The sequence below is a fragment of the Pasteurella sp. XG20 genome, from assembly GCF_018968665.1.
Classification (GTDB): Bacteria; Pseudomonadota; Gammaproteobacteria; order Enterobacterales; family Pasteurellaceae; genus Pasteurella; species Pasteurella multocida.
Genome location: NZ_CP076656.1, coordinates 538359 through 563935, shown reverse-complemented (window position 1 = coordinate 563935; position 25577 = coordinate 538359). Strand labels below are relative to the sequence as shown.

The following is a 25577-nucleotide window of genomic DNA, read 5'->3' as shown; positions in this document are numbered from 1 at the left end:
AAACAACGACGCGAGGTGTATCTACTATCTCGTACAACGTCGCGTCGTTGTGTGGGGCGTATTATAGGCATTTTAAAACCCTTTGCAACCCCTTTTTACAAAAAAAATTAAATTTTTTATTAGCTGTTTACAGAACAAACAAAAACGGTTGTTTTCGCTTAAATTTAAGACTAAAGTGAAATGATTTTATCGTTTAATAGAATGAACAAGGAGGAAAACATGGCATTTGATTTTAAAAATATGATTTGTTTTGGTGTCGCAGGAAATTTCGCAGGTCATTTAGAACAAGCGGGTGAAGCGGCTGATTTTATTTCGGTGCAAACAGAAGAAGAAATTCAGCCGAAAGCGATTTTTCCTTTTTATGTGCCGAGTGAAACACTCAATCCTGAACATCAATTTCTTGCCACGTTTCCTCTGACCCATGATCAAATCTGTTTTCCAAAGCAAAAAGGGGCGGATAATTTACAGATTGAACCAGAGATTGCCTTAATCTGTGATATTGAATATCAAGAGAAACAAGTCATTTCTCTTACACCGCGTTTCTTTACCGCCTACAATGATTGTTCTATCCGTCGTCCCGATGCAAAAAAAATTAGTGAAAAGAAAAACTGGGGAGAAAAAACCAAGGGGCTTGCTAACACGCTATTACCGCTAAGTTCTTTTGCACCAGGTTGTGAATTAGATCATTACCATATTGCCTGTTTTCATAAACGTGGTACAGATTTCAATGAATACGGCATCGATAGTCCTGCTCTGGGTTATAGTTATTTTCATCAAAAGTTATTGAATTGGATAATCACTAAGATGAATACCCAACCTGATCAAGGACCTATGAACGATATTCCTGCTTTATTAGCGAAAGCCAATTATCCTAAACAAGCCGTGATTGGCATTGGTGCAACACGTTATACAGCTTTTGGCGAGCGTAATTTCTTACAAATTGGTGATACCAGTATTGTCGTAGTATATAACACGAAAAAATACGACCACGAAACAATTGTGTCGATGGCAAAACAAAACACCTTCTCTGAGGATATTGCAGCATTAGTACAAGTTGTTGTGTAAAGGATAAAGTGCGGTTAAAAATTTTCATTTTTTGACCGCACTTTTATTTATAACGATAATATTAAGAGGCTTTCCTGAGTGACACTTCCCCACCATTGAAATATTGCATTCCCTCGCTCGTTATCAGTTGAAGATAACCCCGTTTATCAATTCCCTGCGCAATACCTGTGATTTTATGGTTTTCCGTTAACACATGAACCTCTTCCCCAAAATACGCATCCATATCTCGCCAATCTTGGCAAAATGCTTCATCAATTCCTGCTTGTTCAAAATGTTGTAAACGTGCAATCAACTTTTTACCTAATTCTGCGATTAATTTATTCCGATCAATCGTTGGTAATATTTCAATCAGCTCTGCCCAAGGTTGATCAATTTGCTGTGTTTGTTTTGGGAAAGACAAATTAATGCCGAAGCCAATCACGAGATTATGTTGATTATTCTGGCGATTGGCGATTTCGACCAAAATCCCTGCTAATTTGCGCCCATGTAATAGCACATCATTTGGCCATTTTAATCCAATGTTCAAAGCACCTGCTTGTTTTAGTGTTTCTGCGATTGCCATACCCACCACTAAACTCAAGCCTTCTAAATTGACCTTTTGTTCACATGTCCAATACAAACTCATAATCACTTGTCCAGCAAAAGGAGAAAGCCATTGACGACCACGTCGTCCACGTCCCGCAGTTTGATATTCTGCTAAGCAAATAGCGCCTTTTTCCAAATGTGCAATATTGTCAAGCAAGAATTGATTGGTCGAGTTAATAATCGGCTTAATATAAAGTGGGTAAGGTGCTAACGCTTGCGTCAAATAAGATTCATTTAAGCGACTTAATTGAGGTATGAGACGAAAATGTTGGACTTGCTGTTCTATTTGTATCCCTTGTTGTTTCAATTGTTCGATATTGTGTAAGATATCTTGTTCTGAATAACCTAAAAGTGCGGTCAATTCTGCTAAAGAAAGTTGTTGATAGCTAGCGAGTAATGCAAGTACGTTTTGCATAAAAATCCTTATTTATATAACCAAAGAGAGGCAACTTATTATAGACAATGATTTTCTCGAAAATCGATAAAAAAATCCATTTTCAAACAGCAACGAAATCTGTATAATGCGACCGCAATATTTTTTACCCTTTTATTTTTCATATCAACCTAAGAGAGAATATTGCAATGTTACGAGTAATAAAAGAAGCATTAACCTTCGATGATGTTTTGCTTGTCCCAGCACATTCTACTGTGCTCCCAAATACCGCAGACCTTTCCACTCAACTCACCAAAACTATCCGCCTCAATATCCCAATGTTATCCGCCGCCATGGATACCGTGACAGAAACTAAACTGGCAATCTCTCTTGCACAAGAAGGTGGCATCGGGTTTATTCATAAAAATATGTCTATTGAGCGTCAAGCGGAACGTGTCCGCAAAGTGAAAAAATTTGAGAGCGGTATTGTATCCGATCCTGTCACCGTTTCACCAACCTTATCTTTAGCAGAATTAAGTGAATTAGTGAAGAAAAATGGTTTTGCGAGTTTCCCTGTTGTTGATGATGAAAAAAATCTTGTCGGTATCATTACTGGTCGTGATACACGCTTTGTCACGGATTTAAATAAAACAGTGGCGGACTTTATGACCCCTAAAGCTCGTCTTGTCACGGTGAAACGCAATGCAAGTCGCGATGAAATTTTTGGTCTAATGCATACACACCGTGTAGAAAAAGTCCTTGTTGTCAGCGACGATTTCAAATTAAAAGGCATGATCACCTTAAAAGACTACCAAAAATCCGAGCAAAAACCACAAGCCTGTAAAGATGAATTTGGTCGTTTACGTGTCGGTGCTGCAGTAGGAGCAGGACCTGGTAATGAAGAACGTATTGATGCATTAGTGAAAGCTGGAGTCGATGTGTTATTGATTGACTCATCACACGGTCATTCAGAAGGTGTGTTACAACGTGTGCGTGAAACTCGTGCGAAATACCCAGATTTGCCAATTGTTGCAGGTAATGTGGCAACCGCTGAAGGCGCAATTGCGTTGGCTGATGCAGGGGCAAGTGCAGTGAAAGTGGGGATTGGTCCTGGTTCAATTTGTACAACACGTATTGTCACAGGCGTGGGCGTTCCACAAATTACAGCGATTGCCGATGCGGCAGAAGCACTAAAAGATCGGGGTATTCCTGTGATTGCAGATGGCGGTATCCGTTTCTCTGGTGATATTTCGAAAGCCATTGCGGCGGGCGCCTCTTGTGTTATGGTAGGTTCCATGTTTGCAGGTACAGAAGAAGCACCAGGTGAAATCGAACTTTATCAAGGTCGTGCCTTTAAATCTTATCGTGGCATGGGATCGTTAGGTGCGATGAGCAAAGGCTCAAGCGACCGCTATTTCCAGTCCGATAATGCAGCTGACAAATTAGTACCAGAAGGTATTGAAGGACGTATTCCATATAAAGGATTCTTAAAAGAAATTATCCATCAACAAATGGGTGGATTGCGTTCTTGTATGGGCTTAACGGGTTGTGCAACCATTGATGAACTCCGTACCAAAGCGCAGTTTGTGCGTATTAGTGGTGCTGGGATCCAAGAAAGCCATGTGCATGATGTGACTATCACAAAAGAAGCCCCTAATTATCGTATGGGTTAAACATTGCTTAGGTGGGGATAATCCCCACCTAAGTTTATTTTAAATAACAACGTTAATAGAGAAGGTTATTTTTATGTATGGCATTAAAATTAAAAATGTTATTAAACTTTTTCTATTAAAGTTTTTAAGAAATAAATATCGATATAAAATCAATATTCAACATCATCTCATTAGTATTGAAGGAAAATGCGGTGAGTTTGATTTAAGCCAGTTAAACTATGTTTATTTGGTGAAAGATCCTGAGATAAGAAATAATCGACTGACACTGTACTTGAATGATTTTTTCAAAATTGGGGTAAATTATCATGGATTTACTCAAATGTATCAGACACTATCATCTAAGTATGGTTTTGATGACGCAACGTTTTTTGAATATCTTTGTAAGAAAGGGCCTTTTTCTATTCAAATTTGGCGTAAAAAACAAACTCAAAATTATGTGATTCTTGATGAAGCCTATACTGACTATACACAAGGTTTTGAAATTCAATCTCCTGAAAAAATATTTATTCCTTGGGGGACCACTTATGAAGCCTTATTTCAGCAGACACAATTTAAAGAAAAAGGAATCTCTTACGGCTTTATCTTCCCTATTCGGATAGGGCGTTTATTACTCAAGGATGTGTGGATCACACCAAGTGTCCGAAAAGATGTACCTATTTTAGGGTTATACACAGAGTGTTATCATGAATCCGCAACAGAAAAAAGTTATCAAGAATTAACCTCTATATTAAGTGAGAATAACCCCTTAATCACGTCATATATTGAAGATCACACCGATCCGAAATTATATCAATCTGTTTTACGGCTTAACATGACAGAATTTGAATTGCGTTATTATCGACATATACGAGACGATTTTGATAGGGGATACACTAAATTCAGCATTAAAGATACGACAGACTATTTAGATTATGTGATCAACGAGCCTTATGAAAGTCAATTAGTGATAAGTGATTATTTAGTGATTGAGGCGCAAGATTTAATAAAAATGGATTATACCGATCATTCCATTGTTAAACGCCGACCGCCAAAAATAAAAGAAAAGTTTCGTGATGCACAAAGCCTGATTTGGACAGATGATCTCAATCATAAAATCGGTTTTACCAGTGATGACCGCGCTATCGTCTTTGATAAAGAGGACATTGAATCCTTTACTCTGGCAAATATAGAAACAACTCGAAGACATAATCGCAGTTCACTCAGCATCTGTTTTGTTGACAAAAATAAGGAAGCCATCACTGTATTTCTAGCTGAACATCATTTTCTGATACCCTATGTGGATAAAATAAAAACACTGACACAAAAAGAGGTGTTGTTTCTTGAAGAATATATAGAGGATGTTTAAAAAACCGATAACATCTTGATGTCATCGCAAATTCAAACTCCTTTTACACAATATATTTAAACTTTAACCCGATTTAATATTTACGTAAAAACAACTAAGAGAACTTAAATGAACAACATTCACAACCATAAAATTTTAATTTTGGACTTCGGTTCACAATATACCCAGTTGATTGCCCGCCGTGTACGTGAAATTGGCGTGTACTGCGAACTTTGGGCATGGGATGTATCCGAAGCCGATATTCGTGAGTTTAATCCAACTGGGATTATTCTTTCTGGTGGTCCTGAAAGTACCACTGAAGAAAACAGCCCACGAGCTCCCGAATACGTATTTAACGCCGGTGTACCCGTATTAGGGATCTGTTATGGTATGCAAACCATGGCGATGCAACTAGGTGGTTTAACTGAAACTTCTACTCACCGAGAATTTGGTTATGCATCAGTGAATCTAAAAGCAGCGGACGCGTTATTTGCCCAATTAAATGATGATGTCGCAAGTTCACAGCCCAAATTAGACGTTTGGATGAGCCATGGCGATAAAGTGACGCGTTTGCCAGATCATTTCCAAGTCACCGCAATGACCTCAACCTGTCCAATCGCAGCTATGTCGGATGAACGTCGTCGTTTTTATGGTGTCCAATTCCACCCAGAAGTGACTCATACAAAAAGCGGGCTTGAATTATTAACGAATTTTGTGGTGAAGATCTGTGGTTGTGAACGTAACTGGACACCAGAAAATATCATTGAAGATGCCGTTGCTCGTCTTAAAGCACAAGTGGGCGATGATGAAGTGATTTTAGGATTATCTGGTGGCGTTGACTCTTCTGTCACTGCACTACTCTTACATCGTGCGATTGGTAAAAACTTACACTGTGTTTTCGTAGATAACGGTTTATTACGTCTCAACGAAGCGGAACAAGTGATGGAGATGTTTGGCGATAAATTTGGCTTAAACATTATCCACGTAAAAGCAGAAGATCGTTTCTTAGATGCGTTAAAAGGCATCGATGAGCCCGAAGCAAAACGTAAAATGATTGGTAAAGTCTTTGTGGATGTCTTTGATGATGAATCGAAAAAACTCACCAGCGTCAAATGGTTAGCCCAAGGTACGATTTATCCAGATGTTATTGAGTCTGCGGCAAGTAAAACAGGTAAAGCACATGTGATTAAATCACACCATAACGTCGGTGGTTTACCTGACTACATGAAGCTAGGACTTGTTGAACCACTTCGTGAATTATTTAAAGATGAAGTACGTAAAATTGGTTTAGCATTAGGTTTACCAGCCGAAATGTTAAATCGTCACCCATTCCCAGGACCTGGTTTAGGTGTCCGTGTTTTAGGTGAAATCAAAAAAGAATACTGTGATTTAGTCCGCCTTGCTGATGCGATCTTTATGGAAGAATTGCATGCTTCTGGTTGGTACTACAAAGTCAGCCAAGCCTTCACGGTATTTTTACCAGTAAAATCCGTAGGTGTCATGGGTGATGGGCGTAAATATGACTGGGTAGTTTCCCTCCGTGCAGTGGAAACAATCGATTTTATGACCGCACATTGGGCACACCTGCCTTATGATCTCTTAGGTAAAATTTCCAATCGTATTATTAATGAAGTCAATGGGATTTCTCGCGTTGTTTATGACGTTAGCGGTAAGCCGCCGGCAACAATTGAGTGGGAATAGCCTAACAAATAAGCCCTGCAAATGCAGGGCTTTCTATCTTGTTTAATGTTTAATTGATCAGTATTGACTTATTCCGTCACACAACCGCCAATAATCACTTGCCCATCACCAATCAATTCTGCTTTATTTCCTTTGGTGTGAAGTTCGTAAGTATAATCTTTATTGATGGCTTTATAATTTGCGCCTGAAGCTGACTTAACAATTTCAAGTGGAATCATTTCGTCAACTTGGTTAATAATCGCAAAACTATCTTTGCTGGTATTCACAAAAATCACATCGAGTGTTTTTTTCCCTTCACAGCTATAAACGACTTTCGCTAATTCCCCTTTTGAACTGGCTTCCATAATGGTTGCTTGTGCAGAAATTGCACTTAATGAAAGAGTAGCTAATGTTGCAATCAATGCTGTTTTATTTAATTTCATAAAAACTCCTAAATTCATTTTATTACGCACCAAACGCATTGCTTGGACAAAAGATTATCCATAAAAGTTCAATCAATATTTTTATATCTAAAGAAATAATCAAATTGAGAAAAATCTGTATTTAACCCCATTCCCCTTTCTCTGATATCTAATGGTATAACAAGTGAATCAGCACATGATTTTTGCTAAAAAAAAGCATACAATATTGCCTATGTTTGCACCTTAATAAAAATCTTGCTAAAGTGCGCTACAAATTGTGCTAATTTAAGAACAGGAAGAAAAATGGCCCAAGAATATTTAGATTTTGAATTACCTATCGCAGAACTGGAAGCGAAAATCGAATCTCTGCGTTCTGTCGCAAGTCAAGACGATGAAATTAATCTTGATGATGAAATTGCACGTTTGCAAAAGAAAAGTGCCGAGTTAACCAAAAAAACCTTTGCCAATTTAGACGCATGGCAAGTGTCAAAAATGGCACGTCATCCAAATCGTCCTTATACACTTGATTATATTGAACGTATTTTTACTGAATTTGAAGAATTAGCCGGTGATCGCGCCTTTGCCGATGATAAAGCCATTGTAGGCGGTTTAGCCCGTTTAGACGGCAAACCGGTTATGGTCATCGGTCACCAAAAAGGACGCAGTGTCAAAGACAAAGTCAAACGTAACTTTGGTATGCCTGCCCCTGAAGGTTACCGTAAAGCTTTACGTTTAATGCAAATGGCGGAGCGTTTTAATTTACCGATTATTACCTTTATTGATACACCGGGAGCATACCCAGGTGTAGGTGCAGAAGAACGTGGTCAGTCCGAGGCCATCGCTCGTAATTTACGTGAAATGTCTACTTTAAAAGTACCAGTGATTTGTACCGTTATCGGTGAAGGCGGTTCAGGTGGCGCGTTAGCCATTGGTGTAGGTGATAAAGTCAATATGTTGCAATACAGTACTTATTCTGTGATTTCACCTGAAGGTTGTGCCTCTATTTTATGGAAAAGCGCAGAAAAAGCATCTACAGCAGCGGAAGTCATGGGATTAACGGCCAATCGTCTGAAAGAATTAAACTTAATTGACAGTATCATTGAAGAACCGTTAGGTGGTGCACATCGTGATTTTGACGCGATGGCACATAACTTAAAACAACGTTTATTAGACGATCTCAAAGAACTGGAAATGCTTGATGAAGATAATCTACTTCATCGTCGTTATAATCGTTTAATGGACTACGGTTACTGTTAAAACTCAATTAGTGCGGTACACATACCGCACTTTTTTTTGGGAAAGGTTATTATGCGTCGTATTTCACTTTTCATCACTGCTATTTTCTCCCTTAGTTATTCTGTGATTGCTTTTGCAGATAAATATGAATTTTCCTTTGCGCCCAATATCGAGCAAGACCCCGTGATGATGGAAGCCATATTTTTAGAAAAAAGGATACTGAACAAGCAAGAAATTTCTGTTTATCAAACAAAATATGAAAACAATATTGAAGGTAGTTGGATAAAAACCCCCGTCACGCCGTTTTCAACGAAATTAAACGCTGAGATCTTAGAACAATTTGATCTTTATGCCGTACCTTTTGAAAAAATGATCCTTGTGCCTAAAAATTGGCAACTACTGAATGGTGGTGTTGGCGTAAACGGTTCAATTTCTTATGTTTTTACACCCAAAACAGGAAAAGGTTATTTATCTTATTACCATGCGGGTGCTTGTGTAGGCTGTGCCATGATATCAGCCTCTGCGTTTTTTCCAGAAGCACAAAAAGATGCCAAAGAACATGATTTTGAAGCCTATAGCGCCACTGTCCCACCATTATCACAAGTACGTTTAAAACCACATCTCATGGCTTATCAGGTCAATAAAGGGAAAGATAAACTGGATGGGGTTGCTTATTATAATCTCGAAAATGATGGTCCATTTTGGAAAGCTGAAGTATTCTTGCCAGAATCACAACAAAAATTAGCAACCCCACTACTTAATCAATTTATTCGAGAAGGAAAACAATAACATGAAACATGTGCTTTCAATACAGTCCCATGTGGTCTATGGCTATGCGGGAAATAAATCTGCTACATTCCCTATGCAATTATTAGGTGTGGATGTTTGGGCATTAAATACAGTTCAATTTTCTAACCATACGCAATATGGTAAATGGACTGGCATGGTGATTCCGAAAGAACAAATTGGCGAAATTGTGCGTGGTATTGATGCCATTGAGGCGCTCCACTTATGCGACGCCATTGTTTCTGGCTATATTGGTTCGGCTGAACAAGTCGAAGAAATTGTTAATGCGGTGCGTTTTATTAAAAGCAAAAATCCGAATGCGCTGTACTTATGCGATCCTGTTATGGGTCATCCTGATAAAGGCTGTATCGTTGCAGAAGGCGTAAAAGAAGGGCTAATTAATTTAGCCATGGCAGAAGCCGATTTGATCACACCGAATTTAGTCGAATTACGTGAGCTAAGTGGTCTCCCTGTCGAAAATTTTGCACAAGCACAAGATGCGGTCAGAGCGATCCTCGCCAAAGGACCGAAAAAAGTTCTCGTCAAACACCTTAGCAAAGTCGGTAAAGACTCAAGCCAATTTGAAATGCTATTAGCAACCAAAGATGGCATGTGGCACATTAGTCGCCCATTACACCAATTCCGTAAAGAACCTGTTGGCGTGGGTGACTTAACCGCTGGTTTATTTATTGCTAATTTGCTGAATGGTAAATCTGATATTGAGGCCTTTGAACATACCGCCAATGCTGTCAATGATGTCATGACCGTTACACAACAAAAAGATAACTATGAATTACAAATTATTGCGGCACGTGAATACATTATGCAACCTAGCAGTCAATATAAAGCCGTGAAAATTGCTTAAATTCTTGCAAAAAGGGCGTTAGAATTAACGTCCTTTTACTTTGTGATGAAATACTATGTTGCTAACACAATTCCAAGCCGAAATTGCGCAACTTCCGCCCACACAACATCAGTTTTTAATTGGTTTTAGTGGTGGTTTGGATTCCACTGCTCTATTACTCTTGTTTGCAAAACTTCGTGAAAAACAACCGCACTTAATGCTACGGGCGATTCATATTCATCACGGACTAAGTGCTAACGCGGATGCATGGGTCACGCATTGCCAGCAAATTTGCCAACAAGTAGCCATTCCACTCATTGTAGAACAGGTCAAAATTGATCAGCACAAAGGGATTGAAGCGGGAGCAAGAGAAGCACGCTATCAAGCAATCCGCCAACATCTTCTGCCTAATGAAATGTTCGCCACAGCACATCATCAGCAAGATCAAACCGAAACCTTTTTCCTTGCCTTAAAACGAGGTAGTGGCTTGGCTGGTCTCGGTGCGATGCAAAGGGAAAGTACACTCTATTGTTTACCTATCTGTCGTCCATTATTAACCTTTACACGCCAAATGTTGTTAGATTATGTCAAGCAAGCAGGTTGCCCTTGGGTAGAAGATGAGAGCAATACAGACAGCCGTTATGAGCGTAATTTCTTACGCCATGAAGTCCTTCCACGCTTACGGCAACGCTGGCCACATTTTGACAATGCTGTGCAGCGCAGCGCACAACATTGCTTTGAGCAACAACAATTACTCAATGAGCTGCTACACGCCGAATTTGCACAACATTTTGATAAAACCGAGCGCACTTTTCAGCTCCGCGATTTTGCTACACGCTCTCAGTTAAAACAAAATGCATTACTCCGTTTATGGTTGACGCAATGTGGGCTTTCTATGCCGTCTAAAGTGCAGTTAACGCAATTGATTCAAGATGTCATTCTTGCCAAATCGGATAGCCAACCCCAATTTCAACTGGGCGAATATTGTGTCCGTCGCTATCAGGATACACTCTACCTGACACCTCATTTTGCTGATTTATCATCACTGCGCTTACCAATTCACATTGGCGAAACACTTACCTTACCCGATCATTTAGGCACGCTTTCACTCCAACAACAAGCAGGGCAATTGCAGGTGATTTGGTCTCATCCACAACACACCTTCACAAGCATATTGCCTTTAACAGAAGATCCTATCGAAGTACGTTTTCGCTATTCAGGTAAAGTGCGTTTAAGCCCAACTAGTGCGAATAAAGACATCAAAAAACTCTGGCAGCAACATGCTGTCCCAGTATGGTTACGCCAACGTATTCCACTTATTTTCTATGCGAACAGGTTCAAAAGTGCGGTCGGTTATTTCAATGCTATCTAATGCCAGCTTTCCACTTTACTTTTCTTTTTGCTGTTATCTCTTCTGACATTGTCATGAGCGGCGCAGTATAACCTCGCTTTCGTTATCAACACTGTTAGTCCATGTTGACTCTATTTTGTTAATTTTCTGTGTCTTTTTGTAAAAAATAAGTTGTTGAAATAACATTTTTCTCTATAATCAAATCTTAATGATAATTAATATCATTAAATAAGAATGGATACTTAGATGAGGATTATATGAAAGATTTATCAAAAATGACCTGCCTTGAAGACTTACGCCGTGTTGCGCAACGTAAAGTGCCAAAAATGTTTTATGACTATGTAGTTTCAGGATCTTGGAGCGAAAGCACATTGCATGCCAACCGTAATGATTTTCAAGCAATTAAGCTACGTCAACGTGTTTTAGTGGATATGGAAGGTCGCTCACTGGAAAGCACTATGATTGGTCAACAAGTCAAAATGCCATTAGCCATTGCGCCAACCGGCTTTACCGGCATGGTTCACCCCGACGGTGAAATCCATGCGGCGCGTGCGGCAGAAAAATTTGGCATTCCCTTTTCTCTATCGACCATGTCCATCTGTTCTATTGAAGATGTGGCAGAGCATACGAGCGCACCATTTTGGTTTCAACTCTATGTCATGCGTGATCGTGAGTTCATGCGCAATTTGATTAAACGTGCACAAGCAGCCAAATGCTCTGCACTGATTCTGACAGCCGATCTGCAAGTGCTCGGACAGCGCCATCGTGATATCAAAAATGGCTTATCCGCCCCACCTAAACCCACTTTAAGAAACTGGATAAATCTTGCCACCAAATTGGAATGGAGCTTAAAAATGCTCGGTACACAACGCCGTACTTTCCGTAATATTGTCGGTCATGCCAAAAATGTTGGCGATTTATCCTCACTCACTTCATGGACCTCAGAACAATTTGATCCGCGTTTAAACTGGGATGATGTGGCAGAAATTAAAGCATTATGGGGAGGTAAACTCATCATTAAAGGGATAATGGAACCAGAAGATGCCGAAATGGCAGTGAAATCCGGTGCTGATGCCATTGTGGTATCCAACCATGGTGGTCGTCAGCTAGATGGTGCGTTATCCTCGATTCAAGCTTTGCCAAATATAGTGAGTGCCGTAGGGAACGAGATTGAAGTCTGGCTAGACAGTGGCATTACGAGTGGTCAAGATATGCTGAAAGCTTGGGCAATGGGCGCGCGTGGTTTCATGACTGGTAAAGCCTTTTTACATGGTCTCGGGGCGTATGGGGAGGCTGGGGTACATCGTTTACTGGAAATTTTCTATAAAGAAATGGATGTATCTATGGCGTTTACTGGTCATCGTAACTTAAAAGACGTGACCGAAGCAATTTTGGTGAAAGGCACTTACCCTACCGCAGACTGAGAAAAAACAAAAGACAACGTTTTTGCACCAAGCAGAGCGTAACGCTGTCTTTCTCATGTTTTCACATAGTCGCATTAATGCGACTATGTTTTTTTTTCAGAACGCGTGAGGTTTAGATTGCCCAACCAAAAGCATAGAATGCCACTAATGCTACCGCAATCAAAACGGTACCCACATTGAGCTTTTTCACTTCACCAGACACAACTCGCCCGATCACTAACGCGGCAAAGCCTAACATAATACCAGTGACAATGTTTGCCGTTAACACGATGAACACCGCACAAACTAAGCCGCTCATTGCGCCAATAAAATCATCAAAATCTAATTTACTGACGTTACTTAACATCAATAAACCAACATACATCAAGGCAGGCGCAGTGGCATAACCCGGGACTAAGAAAGCTAAAGGTTGGAAAAACAACATTAATAGGAATAACACGCCTACCACGACAGCAGTTAAGCCCGTTTTACCGCCTGCGGCTGTTCCTGCTGCCGATTCAATATATACCGCAGCCGGCGCAGTACCGAAAATACCAGAAAAAATACTGCTGACAGAGTCTGAAGTTAAGGCTTTCCCGCCATTGATAATTTGCCCCTCTTTGTCTAATAAATTGGCTTGACCTGCCACCGCACGAATCGTACCTGTCGCATCAAATACCGCGGTCATTACAAGGGCAAACACCACAGGTAAAATAGCCGGTTGTAATGCGCCCATTAAATCTAATTCAAGGAATAATGAATTTTCACCAAAAGTTGGCATTTTAAAAATGCTACCGCCAAATTTAACATTCGGATCAAAAACCAAGCCGACTAATGTGATCGCAATAATCACCCATAAAATCGCGCCTTTCACTCTCATTTTTTCTAAGCCAATGATCAACGCTAAGCCAATTAATGACATTAATACGGGAAACGATGTAAATTCGCCCATTTTTACCGGTAAGCCCGCTTGATTACTCACTACAAGCCCCACACCATTCGCCGCAATTAATAAAAGGAATAAACCGATACCAATCCCAGCACCATGTGCAATGCTACTTGGCAAGTTACGTAAAATCCAAGCACGAATCCCCGTTGCAGAAATAATGGTAAACACCACCCCCATTAAGAAAACGGCACCTAATGCGACAGGAATGCTGACTTGTTGACCTAATACTAAGCTAAATGCAGTAAATGCGGTTAAGGAGATCGCACAACCAATCGCCATAGGCACATTTGCCCATAAACCAATCAATAACGAACCTAAACCTGCCACTAAACAGGTCGCAATAAACACAGATTCAGCAGGAAAACCTGCTGCGCCCAACATATTTGGTACCACAATCACCGAATACACCATAGCTAAGAAGGTGGTTAAACCGGCAATGACTTCTTGACGCACATTTGAGCCACGTTTCGTCATCTCAAAATGTTTTTCTAACGACATATTGTTTCCTTAAAGTTAACGTAGTAAATAAAAAATAAGCGCATATTCTACGCTATTTTTTCCAAGAGTAAACGTTTGCGTAATCGTTTGATAACATTTTAATAAGAAATCTAAATTCAAACATGACAGCTTGAGTAAAAGTGCGGTAGATTTTCAACAAGTTTTGATAAGCCCTACCTTCTATGTGGGGATAGTGCTTTCCCTTAATTAGCAAAAGATCTATACTACTGACTCTTTGTATCAAATAACGCAACTAAGGACATAATATGGCGATTCTCGTAACAGGTGGTGCAGGCTATATTGGCTCGCACACCGTCGTTGAACTACTTAATGCAAATAAAGATGTTGTTGTTTTAGATAATCTTTGTAATTCCTCTCCGAAATCCCTCGAGCGTGTTGCTCAAATCACCGGCAAACAAGTCAAATTCTATCAAGGTGATATTTTAGATACCGCACTTTTACAAAAAATCTTCGCTGAAAATCAAATTCAATCTGTGATGCATTTTGCTGGCTTAAAAGCGGTTGGCGAAAGTGTACAAAAACCCGCTGAATACTATATGAATAACGTCACAGGCTCATTGGTCTTAATACAAGAAATGAAAAAAGCAGGTGTTTGGAATTTTGTGTTTAGCTCTTCTGCGACGGTGTACGGTGATCCTGAAATTATTCCGATCACTGAAAGTTGTAAAGTAGGCGGAACAACAAATCCTTATGGCACCTCAAAATTTATGGTGGAGCAAATTTTAAAAGATATCGCCAAAGCGACACCGGAATTTAGCATTACGATCTTGCGTTATTTTAACCCTGTTGGTGCACATGAAAGTGGCTTAATTGGGGAAGATCCAAATGGCATTCCAAATAATTTATTGCCTTATATTAGCCAAGTGGCAATCGGTAAGTTGCCACAACTTTCGGTATTTGGTAGTGATTATGAGACTCACGATGGTACTGGGGTACGTGATTATATTCATGTGGTCGATCTTGCTATTGGTCACCTTAAAGCACTTGACCGTCACGAAGGCGATGCTGGCTTGCATATTTATAATTTAGGGACTGGTAGCGGTTATTCTGTATTAGATATGGTCAAGGCGTTTGAGAAAGTAAACGACATCAAAATCCCTTATAAACTTGTTGATCGCCGTCCAGGTGATATTGCTACCTGTTATTCAGATCCTAGCCTTGCCAAAACAGAACTAAACTGGACAGCAGCGCGTGGTCTTGAACAAATGATGAAAGACACTTGGCACTGGCAAAAAAAGAATCCTAAAGGCTATCGAGATTAATTATGGAAACCCAAAAACCGAGTTTATTATCCCAAATTTTCAGTCGGAACATGTTGCTGTGTATTTTTACCGGTTTCAGTTCTGGTTTACCGCTGTATGTTCTGTTCCAAATGGTACCTGCTTGGCTGTCGTCAAGTAATGTGGATGTCAAAACCATTGGCTTTTTTACCTTAATTGGCTTCCCTTATACTTGGAAGTTTATTATTTCTCCGTTACTTGACCGTTACTACCCTAACTTTTTAGGGCGCCGTCGTAGTTGGATGTTTATGACACAAGTTGCCTTATTGGCTTTACTCGCCTTGCTTGGTCAATATGATCCCGTCGCCAATATTACCATTGTTGCGGTCATATCCACATCCATTGCGGTCTTCTCTGCCGTGCAGGATATCGTCATCGATGCTTACCGTCGTGAAATTTTAACAGATGAAGAACTCGGTTTAGGTAACTCAATCCACGTGAATGCTTACCGTATTTCAGGCTTAATCCCTGGAGGGCTATCATTGATTTTAGCGGATAGCTTACCTTGGGATGTGGTATTTATTTTCACTGCGCTCTTTATGATTCCAGGGTTAATTTTGTCATTGTTCTTGAGTAAAGAACCTGATGTACCACAAATTGACCGCTCTTTGCCGTTCTATCATACTTTTGCATTGCCTTTTAAAGAATTCTTCTCACGTAAAGGTGTGGCTTCTGCCTTGGGGCTGATCTTCTTTATCTTCTTATATAAATTTGGTGATTCCCTCGCCACGTCCTTGCAAACCAAATTCATTTTAGATATGGGATTTAGCAAAACCGATATTGGTACTGTAGTGAAATTAAACTCACTTTGGGCATCAATTATTTCAGGCATGTTAGGTGGAATTTTAATGCTACGTATTGGTATTAACCGTTCCTTATGGCTATTTGGTTTTGTGCAATTGATCACCATTTTAGGCTTTGTATGGATGGCGAGTTATGGCAAATTCAATACGATTGGTTCTTTTGAATTCTTTGTTCTCACCACGGTGATTATTGGGGAATATATCGGGGTAGGCTTAGGCACAGCGGCATTTGTCGCGTTTATGGCGAGAGAAACCAATCCACTTTATACCGCAACACAATTAGCGATTTTTACCAGTTTATCCGCTATTCCAAGCAAAATATTTAGTGCCTTTTCAGGTGTCTTAGTAGCTGATTATGGCTATTATACGTTCTTTTGGATCTGCTTCTTTGCGGCAATCCCTGGTATGTTAATGTTGTTTAAGGTCGCCCCTTGGCATAGCGCAGAACAACGCGCATAACTTGCTGAACGGTTGACATTTGGATCAAATTCAGCAACCATAAACTGTTTTGTTTTATTCCGAAAACAATGAAAAATCACACCGCACCTTGTCATGAAAAACACAAGGTGCGGTAAAAAATCTGATTATTTTACTCAATGAGGTCATTATGAAAATTATCCTATTAGGTGCACCGGGTGCGGGGAAAGGGACACAAGCGCAATTTATTATGAATAAATTTGGCATTCCACAAATTTCAACGGGTGATATGTTGCGTGGTGCAATCAAAGCAGGGACAGACTTAGGTAAACAAGCAAAAACCTTAATGGATGCGGGTCAATTAGTGCCAGATGATTTAATCATTTCATTAGTGAAAGAACGTGTTGCACAAGCCGATTGTGCCAAAGGTTTCTTATTAGACGGCTTCCCACGCACCATTCCACAAGCGGATGCATTAAAAACAGTCGGTATCCAAATTGACTACGTTTTAGAGTTTGATGTGCCTGATGAAGTGATCGTAGAACGTATGAGTGGTCGTCGTGTACACCAAGCCTCAGGTCGTACTTATCACGTCGTTTACAACCCACCAAAAGTAGAAGGGAAAGATGACGTGACTGGCGAAGACTTAATCATCCGTGCCGATGATAAACCTGAAACTGTATTAGATCGCTTAAAAGTGTATCACTCCACCACGAAACCATTAGTGGACTACTACCAAGCAGAAGCGAAAGCGGGTAACACCAAGTACTTCCGCTTAGATGGGACGAAAAAAGTGGAAGAAGTGAGTCAAGAATTAGATACTATTTTAGCGTAATTTGTTTTTATCAAAAAAGGCTGTTTAATACAGCCTTTTTATGTGTTAATTTCATCCACATTGCAATCTAAAAACGTCTAATACACTAGACAAATCTGACCTTTATTTCGTTAATCCATTCTGTATTGTTTCTCCTCATTAACATTGTATAATCATCCACCATCAATATTTTTTTAGTGGACATATCCCATCTATTCAGGTTGCATTTCACAAAATCCTGTTTGAGAACTCAAAAGGCTATATCTGCAAACACGTTGGAGAAAACATGGCGAAATACAACACCATTTTATTTGATTTTGATGGCACACTTGCAGACTCATCCAATTGTTCTGTCGTTGCCACCCAACAAGCATTTGAGCAATTTGCACTGCCTAAACCCACTGCACAAGAGATTATTCATTTTATGGGTCTCCCTATTGAAATCTCATTTAGAAAAATGGGAGCGGCACCGTTCACAGAACAACAATTTGCCATGCTGCTCGATGCATTTCGCCAACATTATCGTGAACTCAGTGATACACTCATTTCTGCTTTTCCTTTCGCACTAGAATGTGTCAAACAATTGAAAGAAGCGGACAAAACAACGGCGATTATCACCAGTAAAAAAACGGATGTCGCACGCTTAAATGCCCAAACATTAGGATTACTGCCTTATATTGATGTGGTGATTGGTTCCGATTTAGTCAAAGAATATAAACCGCATCCTGAAGGGATTTTTACAGCCTTACATGCACTTGGCGTCACAGCGGCACAATTGAGTAACGTGATCATGATTGGTGATGCGGTATCGGATATCAAGATGGGTCAAGCCGCAAATATAGATACTTGTGCAGTCACTTGGGGAGCGCATAGCGAACAAGCGTTGAAACAAGCTTCACCAAATTATCTCGTGCATCATTTCGAACAATTGACGCAACTCTGCTTATAAAATAAACCTTCGCAAATAGGTAAGATTGACGTAAATTATAGTGACTTAAAAAACAGCATAAAGTAAGCCCCATACTGGACGATATGGGGCTTTTTATCGCTTAAAAGTGCGGTCTATTTTAACAGTGCTTTTAACGCTGCGCCGATTTCCGCTAAACTGCGTACCGTTTTCACACCAGCAGCTTCAAGGGCGGCGAATTTTTCATCTGCGGTGCCTTTACCCCCACTGATAATCGCGCCTGCGTGCCCCATACGCTTACCTTTTGGTGCGGTGACCCCGGCAATATAGCTCACGACGGGCTTGGTCACATAGTCTTTAATAAAAGCAGCCGCTTCTTCTTCTGCGGAACCACCGATTTCGCCGATCATCACGATCGCTTCGGTTTGTGGATCATCTTGGAACAGTTTCAAAATATCAATAAAGTTTGACCCAGGGATTGGATCGCCACCAATTCCCACACAAGTGGACTGTCCAAAACCTTCATCGGTGGTTTGTTTGACCGCTTCATAGGTCAAGGTACCTGAGCGTGAAACAATACCGATTTTACCTTTTTTGTGAATATTGCCCGGCATGATCCCGATCTTACATTCTTCTGGCGTAATCACGCCAGGACAGTTAGGACCAATCATACGCACGCCAGTTTGATTCAAGCGCTGTTTTACTTGTAACATATCTAGGGTTGGGATCCCTTCAGTGATACAAATCACTAACTGAATGCCCGCATCAATGGCTTCCAAAATCGCATCTTTACAACCTGGTGCCGGGACATAAATCACGCTAGCCGTAGCACCCGTGGCGTCAACCGCATCACGCACAGTATTAAACACCGGTAAGCCTAAATGGGTTGTTCCCCCTTTACCCGGCGAAACACCACCGACCAATTGCGTACCGTAAGCCAATGCTTGTTCAGAGTGGAAGGTGCCTTGTCCGCCAGTAAAGCCTTGGCAAATCACTTTGGTATCTTTATTAATTAAAATAGACATCTTATTTTCCCTCCGCGGCTTTCACAGCTTGAATCGCAGCATCCGTTAAAGTACTTGCCGCAATAATATTCACACCACTGTTTGCTAAAATCTCACGACCTAAAGGCGCATTATTCCCTTCTAAGCGGACCACCACAGGCACATTGACGCCTACTTCATTCACGGCAGCAATGATCCCTTCTGCAATTAAATCGCAACGCACGATACCACCAAAGATATTCACTAATACCGCTTTTACTGCACTATCCGATAAGATAATTTTGAACGCTTCCGCCACACGCTCTTTGGTCGCCCCACCGCCCACATCAAGGAAGTTTGCTGGTTGACCCCCGTGTAATTTAATAATATCCATGGTCCCCATGGCTAAGCCTGCACCATTCACCATACAACCAATGTTACCCTCAAGTGCTACATAGTTTAATTGGTGTGATTCTGCAAGCGCCTCACGTGGATCTTCTTGGCTTGGGTCTTGCATCGCTTTTAATGCTGGCTGACGGTATAAGGCGTTACTATCGACCACGATTTTGGCATCTAAACACAGTAAATTACCTTCTTTGGTCACCACTAAGGGATTCACTTCTAACAGCGCCAAGTCTTTTTCCACAAACATTTTTGCCATTTGTACGAAAATATGAGCAAATTGTTTAATTTGATCACCTTTTAAACCCAGTTTAAACGCAAGTTCACGCCCTTGGTATGGCATCCCCCCCGTTAGAGGATCAATCGCCATTTTATGTAATAAGTGCGGTGTTTTTTCCGCCACTTCTTCGATATTTACCCCACCTTCAGTGGACACCATAAACACAACACGTTGTGATGCACGATCAAGCACTGCCCCTAAATACAACTCACGCGCAATGCTCGATCCTTCTTCCACGTAAAGGGTATTAACAGGTTGCCCATTAGCGTCCGTTTGGAAAGTTACTAAGCGTTGTCCTAACCATTGGTCAGCAAAAGCACGCACTTCGGCTTCGTTACGCACCAATTTCACACCACCGGCTTTACCCCGCCCACCTGCGTGAACTTGGCATTTTGCGACCCAAACATCACCATTGAGTTTTTTGATTGCATCTGCGGCTTCATCTGCGCTTTTACACGCATAACCCTTGCCTACTGGCAATTGATATTCTGCAAAAATTTGCTTCGCTTGATACTCGTGTAGGTTCATAGCGTTATGTTCCTTATTTTCATATTCTCAGCCCATATTCAAAGCGAGTTTGTTTATCGTAAGAAATGGCAGAAGTGTTGATTCAAAGTGTCAAATTCATTGAATTACTGCATTGAATGTAATCCAATTCGATTGCCTTCAGAATCCTCAATAACCGCATAAAATCCTTCATCGCCAATACTTGTTTTTCCTTGTAATAACTTACCGCCAAATTTCACGGCGCGCTCCGCTTCAACGGTACAGTCTTCACAAGCAAAGAAAAGGGTAAAATTATTTCCTCTCACAACCGGAAAATCTTTATCTTCATATAACATGCCACCAATGCCATATTGCGCATAATCTGTTGAAAAAAAGCAAACAGACATTTTCTCTCCCGAAGGGCAATCACCGTCTGTTAGAGGGAGCTGAAACACGGCTTGATAAAATGTTTTTGCGCGTTGTAGATTTTCTACATGGATTTCAAACCAAGAAACGGGATTGCTCATATTTACCTTTAAACTGATTCTCTTGATAGGGATAAAAAGTGCGGTCTGATTTGAAATTTTTACCAAATTGACCGCACTTATTCCATGAATGCTTAGATTTCTAACAATAAACGGGTTGGATCTTCCAACAATTCTTTAATCGTTACTAAGAAACCAACTGATTCACGACCATCAATTAAACGGTGATCATAGGAGAGCGCAAGATACATCATCGGACGAATCACCACTTCGCCATTCACCGCCACAGGACGATCTTTAATGGCATGCATGCCTAAAATGGCACTTTGTGGAGGATTGATAATCGGGGTAGACATGAGGGAACCGAACACACCACCATTAGTAATAGTAAAGTTACCCCCAGTTAAATCTTCAACTGTTAATTTTCCGTCACGCCCCTTATCAGCAAGCGCTTTAATTTCTTTTTCAATATCCGCCATGCTTAATTTATCGCAGTTGCGTAATACTGGGGTAACTAAACCACGTGGTGTCGAAACCGCGATGCTGATATCGAAATAGTTATGATAAATGATATCGTCACCATCAATCGACGCATTGACTTCTGGATAACGTTTTAGCGCTTCCACCACTGCTTTAATGTAGAACGACATAAAACCGAGACGCGTGCCGTGTTGTTTTTCAAATTTCTCACCATAAGTTTTACGTAATTTCATAATCGGCGCCATGTCCACTTCGTTAAATGTGGTTAACATTGCCGTGCTGTTTTTCGCTTCTAACAAACGCTCCGCAATACGTTTGCGTAAACGCGTCATTGGTACACGTTTTTCTTCACGATTACCGACGACAAACGCAGGCTCAGCCGGCTTATTCGGCGCTTTATTGGCTTTTTTCGCGATAACTTTCTCCACATCTTCGCGTGTAATACGCCCGCCCACACCGCTTCCTTTAATGTCTTCTGCATTTAAGTCATGCTCAGCAATTAAGCGACGTACCCCTGGGCTCACCGAGTCGCTACCCACTGATTCAGTACTTAAATTCGCATGATGGCGATCCGCCGGCGTTGGCTCTTGAGTGACAACCGTTTCTTTAGTGACACCACCCGCTACGGCTGTGGCTGACAATTTACCTAATAATTGTTTACTGATAACGGTGGCGCCTTCTGCTTCAATAATCGCTTCAAGTACACCATCAGATTGTGCTGGGACTTCAAGTACCACTTTATCGGTTTCAATTTCGACTAAAATCTCATCACGTTTTACGACATCACCCACTTTCTTATGCCAAGTTACAACCGTTGCATCGGCGACAGATTCTGGTAAATCGGGAGTTATAATCTCAAAATTGCTCATTTTTCTTTCCTTTTATCAGTTTTATTTTTGCGAAAAGTGCGGTCTGTTTTCATCAAACCTGACCGCACTTTCCATTAGGCTAACGCCTCATTCACTAATGCGGTTTGCTGTTCATTATGTAACGACATATACCCCACCGCCGGTGAAGCCGAAGCTGGACGACCGACATAACGTAGCTTGCCATGTTCAGGAATAGACGACACAAAATTATGTTGGCTACAATACCATGCCCCTTGATTCAAAGGTTCCTCTTGGCACCACACATAATCCGTGACATGGCTATAATCCGCTAAAATCTGTTTCATTTCCTCATGAGGATAAGGATAAAGCTGTTCAATACGAATAATTGCAACATCACTTTGATTATTTTTACGACGCTGCTCTAATAAATCGTAATACACTTTACCGGAACACATCACGACTCGTCTGACGTGTTTTGGATCCAATGCATCGACTTCAGGAATAACATTTTGGAATTTGCCATCAATTAATTCTTCCATCGTCGATACTGCTAATGGATGACGCAGTAAGGATTTTGGTGAAATCACAACCAACGGACGACGTACTTTACGGATCATTTGACGGCGTAATAAGTGATAAATCTGTGCTGGCGTTGACGGCACACAGACTTGCATATTTTGCTGTGCGCAAAGTTGTAAATAACGCTCTAAACGGGCGGATGAATGCTCTGGTCCTTGTCCTTCATAACCATGTGGTAACAACATCACTAAACCACACATTCTGCCCCATTTCTGTTCACCAGAACTAATAAACTGATCCACCACCACTTGTGCACAGTTAGCGAAATCGCCAAATTGTGCCTCCCAAATGGTTAAAGTTTTTGGATCAGTTGTCGCGTAACCATATTCAAAGGCTAACACGGCATTTTCTGTTAAGACTGAATCCCACACTTCAAAGCGCCCTTGTGAACCATGTAAATTCGCTAATGGGATGTAAAGGGTTGCATCTTTTTGGTTGTGTAAAACGGAATGACGATGGAAGAAAGTACCACGTCCGGCATCTTCACCAGATAAACGCACATGATAGCCTTCATCTAACAACGTGGCATACGCCATAGTTTCTGCCATACCCCAATCCAATAATTTCTCACCATTTGCCATTAATGTGCGGTCGGCATAAATTTTATTGACGCGTGAATGTAATTCATGCTGCGCAGGATATTCACATACTTTTTGAGCTAACCCTTTGAAACGTGCTGCATCAAATTTGCTTTCGTATTCACACCATTCACGGCTTAAATATTTCGTCCAATCTTTAGTGGTTAAATCCATTTCACGCCATTCCGCGACCACACAATCACCACGATCTAAGGCATCACGGTAATTATTCACAAGCTCTGTCGCGGCTTCTTCATTAATCACGCCTTGTGCAATCAAACGATCCGCATACACTTTGCGTGGCGTCGGATGTTTTTTAATACGGTCATACATTAATGGTTGAGTCGCTGAAGGTTCATCCGCCTCATTATGTCCATGACGACGATAAGAGACTAAATCAATGAAAATATCCCGTTTAAATAAAGTACGGTATTCCACCGCCATACGTGCAGCATAGGCTACCGCTTCAGGATCATCGCCATTAACATGGATCACTGGCGCTTCAATCATTTTAGCAATGTCAGTACAGTATTCGGTAGAACGAGTATCATGCGGATTTGAAGTAGTAAAACCAATTTGGTTGTTGATCACAATGCGAATTGTCCCACCCACGTTATAACCACGGGTGCCTGACATGTTTAACGTTTCTTGCACCACACCTTGCCCAATGACCGCTGAATCGCCGTGTACAGTCACAGGTAACACTTTGGCTTTTTCATGGTCATTAATGCGTTTTTGTCTTGCTCGCACCGAGCCAATTACCACTGGACTGACAATTTCTAAGTGAGAAGGGTTAAAAGCTAGGACTAAATGTACAATGCCATCATCGGTCATAAAATCAGAGGAAAAACCTTGGTGATATTTCACATCACCGGTTCCATTACCATTGTGTTTCCCCGCAAACTCATCAAATAATTCTGATGGTTTTTTACCAAGTACGTTGACCAACATATTCAAACGCCCACGGTGTGCCATCCCCATCGCAATTTCATCAATACCATTACGTTTACCATGACGAACAATTTCTTTCATCAAGAGAATAAACGAATCACTTCCTTCTAAGGAAAAACGTTTTGCACCTGGGAATTTCGCCCCTAAATAGCGCTCTAGCCCGTCTGCTGCCGTTAACTCTTCTAAAAATTTAAGTTGTTCTTCTTTGTTAAAGCCTTGCGTTACACGTGACTCAAGCTTATTTTGCAACCAAGTTCTGGCTTCTACATCGTTAACATGCATGAACTCTAACCCAATCGTGCCACAATAGGTTTTTTGTAATAAGTCTTGTAATTCTCGTAACGAAATTTGATTACGGTGTGCAACTTCGCCCCCTAAATCAAAGGTTTCATCCAGATCACTTTCCGTAAAACCATGGTATTTATAATCGAGGGTTGGCGCGTCCATCCGTTGCCAAAGATTTAAAGGATCAAGGTCTGCATGCAAATGACCACGATTGCGATGGGCGTTGACGTAAGCCAGTAATTTCACTAATCTTGCACTTACATTGGGATCAATAACACTGACACCATTTGGAGAATTATCGCGGGCTAAACGTTTGAAATAATCACGGACTTGGGAATGGGGTTGCTCAACGGCAGTATGAGATTTCGGAAGGGCGTTAAAAATAGTTTGCCAACTGGCATCGACAGAGTCGGGATCACGAAGGTAATCTTCATAGAGTTCTTCGATGTAAGACTGATTGGTACCACCGAGAGCACTTGAAGTTAACCACTCGCTAATGGGTGTATTTTTTTGCATTAGGACCACCTGACACAATGATTTAGTAATAATAAGGAGTGAGAATCGTTGGACTATTATAACGCAAAGTAAGCCCAATTATCCTTTCTTTATGTAAGCTATTTGCTACGATTAAAAAGCAAAACGCGTGAATAAGCAACACAATTGTGTAACAGCGCATTAACATTTTTACTATTTTTTGATCTCTGTCGCACTTTTAGAAAATAACATTTTATTTACAATTTTTTTTTCACAATAATGAAGACACTGACTCTTTTAAGCTTTATAGTTAATTAAAATGCAATAAAACAC

The 25577-nt window shown here is 40.7% G+C and carries 21 protein-coding genes; 13 read left to right on the top strand and 8 right to left on the bottom strand.

Going from position 1 to position 25577, the window contains the following annotated elements:
• Window positions 1–219: 219 nt before the first annotated feature.
• The gene (locus KPF51_RS02555) at window positions 220–1065 is read left to right on the top strand and encodes a DUF5718 family protein (protein ID WP_005725355.1); all 846 of its coding nucleotides are present in this window, start codon (window positions 220–222) and stop codon (window positions 1063–1065) included.
• Between the two features lie 61 nt (window positions 1066–1126).
• On the opposite strand, the gene birA is transcribed toward KPF51_RS02555, so the two are convergent.
• On the bottom strand, window positions 1127–2065 hold the full coding sequence (gene birA / locus KPF51_RS02550) for a bifunctional biotin--[acetyl-CoA-carboxylase] ligase/biotin operon repressor BirA (RefSeq protein WP_005725354.1): 939 nt from the start codon (window positions 2063–2065) through the stop codon (window positions 1127–1129).
• A 167-nt stretch (window positions 2066–2232) separates the two neighbouring features.
• Between birA and guaB the strand changes: the two genes are divergently transcribed.
• The 3 genes from guaB to guaA all read left to right on the top strand — a co-directional run bounded on the left by guaB (window position 2233) and on the right by guaA (window position 6721).
• Entirely contained in the window at window positions 2233–3696 is a 1464-nt protein-coding gene (gene guaB / locus KPF51_RS02545) for an IMP dehydrogenase (RefSeq protein WP_005725353.1), read from the top strand.
• 73 nt (window positions 3697–3769) lie between these two features.
• The gene (locus KPF51_RS02540) at window positions 3770–5041 is read left to right on the top strand and encodes a hypothetical protein (protein ID WP_061406178.1); all 1272 of its coding nucleotides are present in this window, start codon (window positions 3770–3772) and stop codon (window positions 5039–5041) included.
• 108 nt (window positions 5042–5149) lie between these two features.
• Window positions 5150–6721: a glutamine-hydrolyzing GMP synthase gene (gene guaA / locus KPF51_RS02535; RefSeq protein ID WP_005725350.1), complete on the top strand. Its 1572-nt coding sequence runs from the start codon at window positions 5150–5152 to the stop codon at window positions 6719–6721.
• A 68-nt stretch (window positions 6722–6789) separates the two neighbouring features.
• On the opposite strand, the gene KPF51_RS02530 is transcribed toward guaA, so the two are convergent.
• A complete protein-coding gene (locus tag KPF51_RS02530; protein WP_005721198.1) occupies window positions 6790–7143 on the bottom strand; it encodes a c-type lysozyme inhibitor in 354 nt (117 codons plus the stop codon).
• Window positions 7144–7425: 282 nt separating this feature from the next.
• On the opposite strand from KPF51_RS02530, the gene accA reads away from it, so the two are divergent.
• From accA to KPF51_RS02505, 5 genes are all read left to right on the top strand, one after another.
• Window positions 7426–8379, top strand: coding sequence for an acetyl-CoA carboxylase carboxyl transferase subunit alpha (gene accA, locus KPF51_RS02525; protein WP_005751218.1), 954 nt, complete (start codon window positions 7426–7428; stop codon window positions 8377–8379).
• A gap of 51 nt (window positions 8380–8430) precedes the next feature.
• Window positions 8431–9147 (top strand): DUF4850 domain-containing protein, encoded by a 717-nt coding sequence (locus KPF51_RS02520; protein ID WP_005724782.1) that lies wholly within the window; start codon window positions 8431–8433, stop codon window positions 9145–9147.
• Window position 9148: 1 nt separating this feature from the next.
• The gene (gene pdxY / locus KPF51_RS02515) at window positions 9149–10009 is read left to right on the top strand and encodes a pyridoxal kinase PdxY (protein WP_005721193.1); all 861 of its coding nucleotides are present in this window, start codon (window positions 9149–9151) and stop codon (window positions 10007–10009) included.
• A 55-nt stretch (window positions 10010–10064) separates the two neighbouring features.
• On the top strand, window positions 10065–11360 hold the full coding sequence (tilS, locus tag KPF51_RS02510; protein ID WP_061406179.1) for a tRNA lysidine(34) synthetase TilS: 1296 nt from the start codon (window positions 10065–10067) through the stop codon (window positions 11358–11360).
• A 236-nt stretch (window positions 11361–11596) separates the two neighbouring features.
• The gene (locus tag KPF51_RS02505; RefSeq protein WP_061406180.1) at window positions 11597–12763 is read left to right on the top strand and encodes an alpha-hydroxy acid oxidase; all 1167 of its coding nucleotides are present in this window, start codon (window positions 11597–11599) and stop codon (window positions 12761–12763) included.
• 112 nt (window positions 12764–12875) lie between these two features.
• Here KPF51_RS02505 and KPF51_RS02500 read toward each other — a convergent pair whose 3' ends face one another.
• Complete coding sequence (locus tag KPF51_RS02500) at window positions 12876–14189, bottom strand: NCS2 family permease (RefSeq protein ID WP_046333375.1); 1314 nt, start codon at window positions 14187–14189, stop codon at window positions 12876–12878.
• 266 nt (window positions 14190–14455) lie between these two features.
• On the opposite strand from KPF51_RS02500, the gene galE reads away from it, so the two are divergent.
• The 4 genes from galE (at window position 14456) to KPF51_RS02480 (ending at window position 18473) form a co-directional block, all read left to right on the top strand.
• The gene (gene galE, locus KPF51_RS02495; RefSeq protein WP_005724774.1) at window positions 14456–15472 is read left to right on the top strand and encodes a UDP-glucose 4-epimerase GalE; all 1017 of its coding nucleotides are present in this window, start codon (window positions 14456–14458) and stop codon (window positions 15470–15472) included.
• A gap of 2 nt (window positions 15473–15474) precedes the next feature.
• Entirely contained in the window at window positions 15475–16752 is a 1278-nt protein-coding gene (locus KPF51_RS02490) for an AmpG family muropeptide MFS transporter (RefSeq protein WP_005721189.1), read from the top strand.
• Between the two features lie 148 nt (window positions 16753–16900).
• Window positions 16901–17545, top strand: a complete 645-nt coding sequence (adk, locus tag KPF51_RS02485; RefSeq protein ID WP_005721186.1) for an adenylate kinase — start codon at window positions 16901–16903, stop codon at window positions 17543–17545.
• A 265-nt stretch (window positions 17546–17810) separates the two neighbouring features.
• Complete coding sequence (locus KPF51_RS02480; RefSeq protein WP_005725662.1) at window positions 17811–18473, top strand: HAD family hydrolase; 663 nt, start codon at window positions 17811–17813, stop codon at window positions 18471–18473.
• 113 nt (window positions 18474–18586) lie between these two features.
• Here the strand turns inward: KPF51_RS02480 and sucD are convergent, their stop codons facing one another.
• The 5 genes from sucD to sucA all read right to left on the bottom strand — a co-directional run bounded on the left by sucD (window position 18587) and on the right by sucA (window position 25286).
• Complete coding sequence (gene sucD, locus KPF51_RS02475) at window positions 18587–19456, bottom strand: succinate--CoA ligase subunit alpha (RefSeq protein WP_005751207.1); 870 nt, start codon at window positions 19454–19456, stop codon at window positions 18587–18589.
• 1 nt (window position 19457) lies between these two features.
• Window positions 19458–20624, bottom strand: coding sequence for an ADP-forming succinate--CoA ligase subunit beta (sucC, locus tag KPF51_RS02470; RefSeq protein WP_005724670.1), 1167 nt, complete (start codon window positions 20622–20624; stop codon window positions 19458–19460).
• Window positions 20625–20728: 104 nt separating this feature from the next.
• Complete coding sequence (locus KPF51_RS02465) at window positions 20729–21109, bottom strand: VOC family protein (protein ID WP_005721143.1); 381 nt, start codon at window positions 21107–21109, stop codon at window positions 20729–20731.
• 92 nt (window positions 21110–21201) lie between these two features.
• A complete protein-coding gene (gene odhB / locus KPF51_RS02460; protein ID WP_061406181.1) occupies window positions 21202–22416 on the bottom strand; it encodes a 2-oxoglutarate dehydrogenase complex dihydrolipoyllysine-residue succinyltransferase in 1215 nt (404 codons plus the stop codon).
• Between the two features lie 74 nt (window positions 22417–22490).
• The gene (gene sucA, locus KPF51_RS02455) at window positions 22491–25286 is read right to left on the bottom strand and encodes a 2-oxoglutarate dehydrogenase E1 component (protein WP_005724667.1); all 2796 of its coding nucleotides are present in this window, start codon (window positions 25284–25286) and stop codon (window positions 22491–22493) included.
• Window positions 25287–25577: the final 291 nt, after the last annotated feature.

Coding starts and splice junctions, on each gene's coding strand:
- KPF51_RS02555 (WP_005725355.1), top strand. CDS start 220: ATGGCATTTGATTTTAAAAATATGATTTGTTTTGGTGTCGCAGGAAAT.
- birA (WP_005725354.1), bottom strand. CDS start 2,065: ATGCAAAACGTACTTGCATTACTCGCTAGCTATCAACAACTTTCTTTA.
- guaB (WP_005725353.1), top strand. CDS start 2,233: ATGTTACGAGTAATAAAAGAAGCATTAACCTTCGATGATGTTTTGCTT.
- KPF51_RS02540 (WP_061406178.1), top strand. CDS start 3,770: ATGTATGGCATTAAAATTAAAAATGTTATTAAACTTTTTCTATTAAAG.
- guaA (WP_005725350.1), top strand. CDS start 5,150: ATGAACAACATTCACAACCATAAAATTTTAATTTTGGACTTCGGTTCA.
- KPF51_RS02530 (WP_005721198.1), bottom strand. CDS start 7,143: ATGAAATTAAATAAAACAGCATTGATTGCAACATTAGCTACTCTTTCA.
- accA (WP_005751218.1), top strand. CDS start 7,426: ATGGCCCAAGAATATTTAGATTTTGAATTACCTATCGCAGAACTGGAA.
- KPF51_RS02520 (WP_005724782.1), top strand. CDS start 8,431: ATGCGTCGTATTTCACTTTTCATCACTGCTATTTTCTCCCTTAGTTAT.
- pdxY (WP_005721193.1), top strand. CDS start 9,149: ATGAAACATGTGCTTTCAATACAGTCCCATGTGGTCTATGGCTATGCG.
- tilS (WP_061406179.1), top strand. CDS start 10,065: ATGTTGCTAACACAATTCCAAGCCGAAATTGCGCAACTTCCGCCCACA.
- KPF51_RS02505 (WP_061406180.1), top strand. CDS start 11,597: ATGAAAGATTTATCAAAAATGACCTGCCTTGAAGACTTACGCCGTGTT.
- KPF51_RS02500 (WP_046333375.1), bottom strand. CDS start 14,189: ATGTCGTTAGAAAAACATTTTGAGATGACGAAACGTGGCTCAAATGTG.
- galE (WP_005724774.1), top strand. CDS start 14,456: ATGGCGATTCTCGTAACAGGTGGTGCAGGCTATATTGGCTCGCACACC.
- KPF51_RS02490 (WP_005721189.1), top strand. CDS start 15,475: ATGGAAACCCAAAAACCGAGTTTATTATCCCAAATTTTCAGTCGGAAC.
- adk (WP_005721186.1), top strand. CDS start 16,901: ATGAAAATTATCCTATTAGGTGCACCGGGTGCGGGGAAAGGGACACAA.
- KPF51_RS02480 (WP_005725662.1), top strand. CDS start 17,811: ATGGCGAAATACAACACCATTTTATTTGATTTTGATGGCACACTTGCA.
- sucD (WP_005751207.1), bottom strand. CDS start 19,456: ATGTCTATTTTAATTAATAAAGATACCAAAGTGATTTGCCAAGGCTTT.
- sucC (WP_005724670.1), bottom strand. CDS start 20,624: ATGAACCTACACGAGTATCAAGCGAAGCAAATTTTTGCAGAATATCAA.
- KPF51_RS02465 (WP_005721143.1), bottom strand. CDS start 21,109: ATGAGCAATCCCGTTTCTTGGTTTGAAATCCATGTAGAAAATCTACAA.
- odhB (WP_061406181.1), bottom strand. CDS start 22,416: ATGAGCAATTTTGAGATTATAACTCCCGATTTACCAGAATCTGTCGCC.
- sucA (WP_005724667.1), bottom strand. CDS start 25,286: ATGCAAAAAAATACACCCATTAGCGAGTGGTTAACTTCAAGTGCTCTC.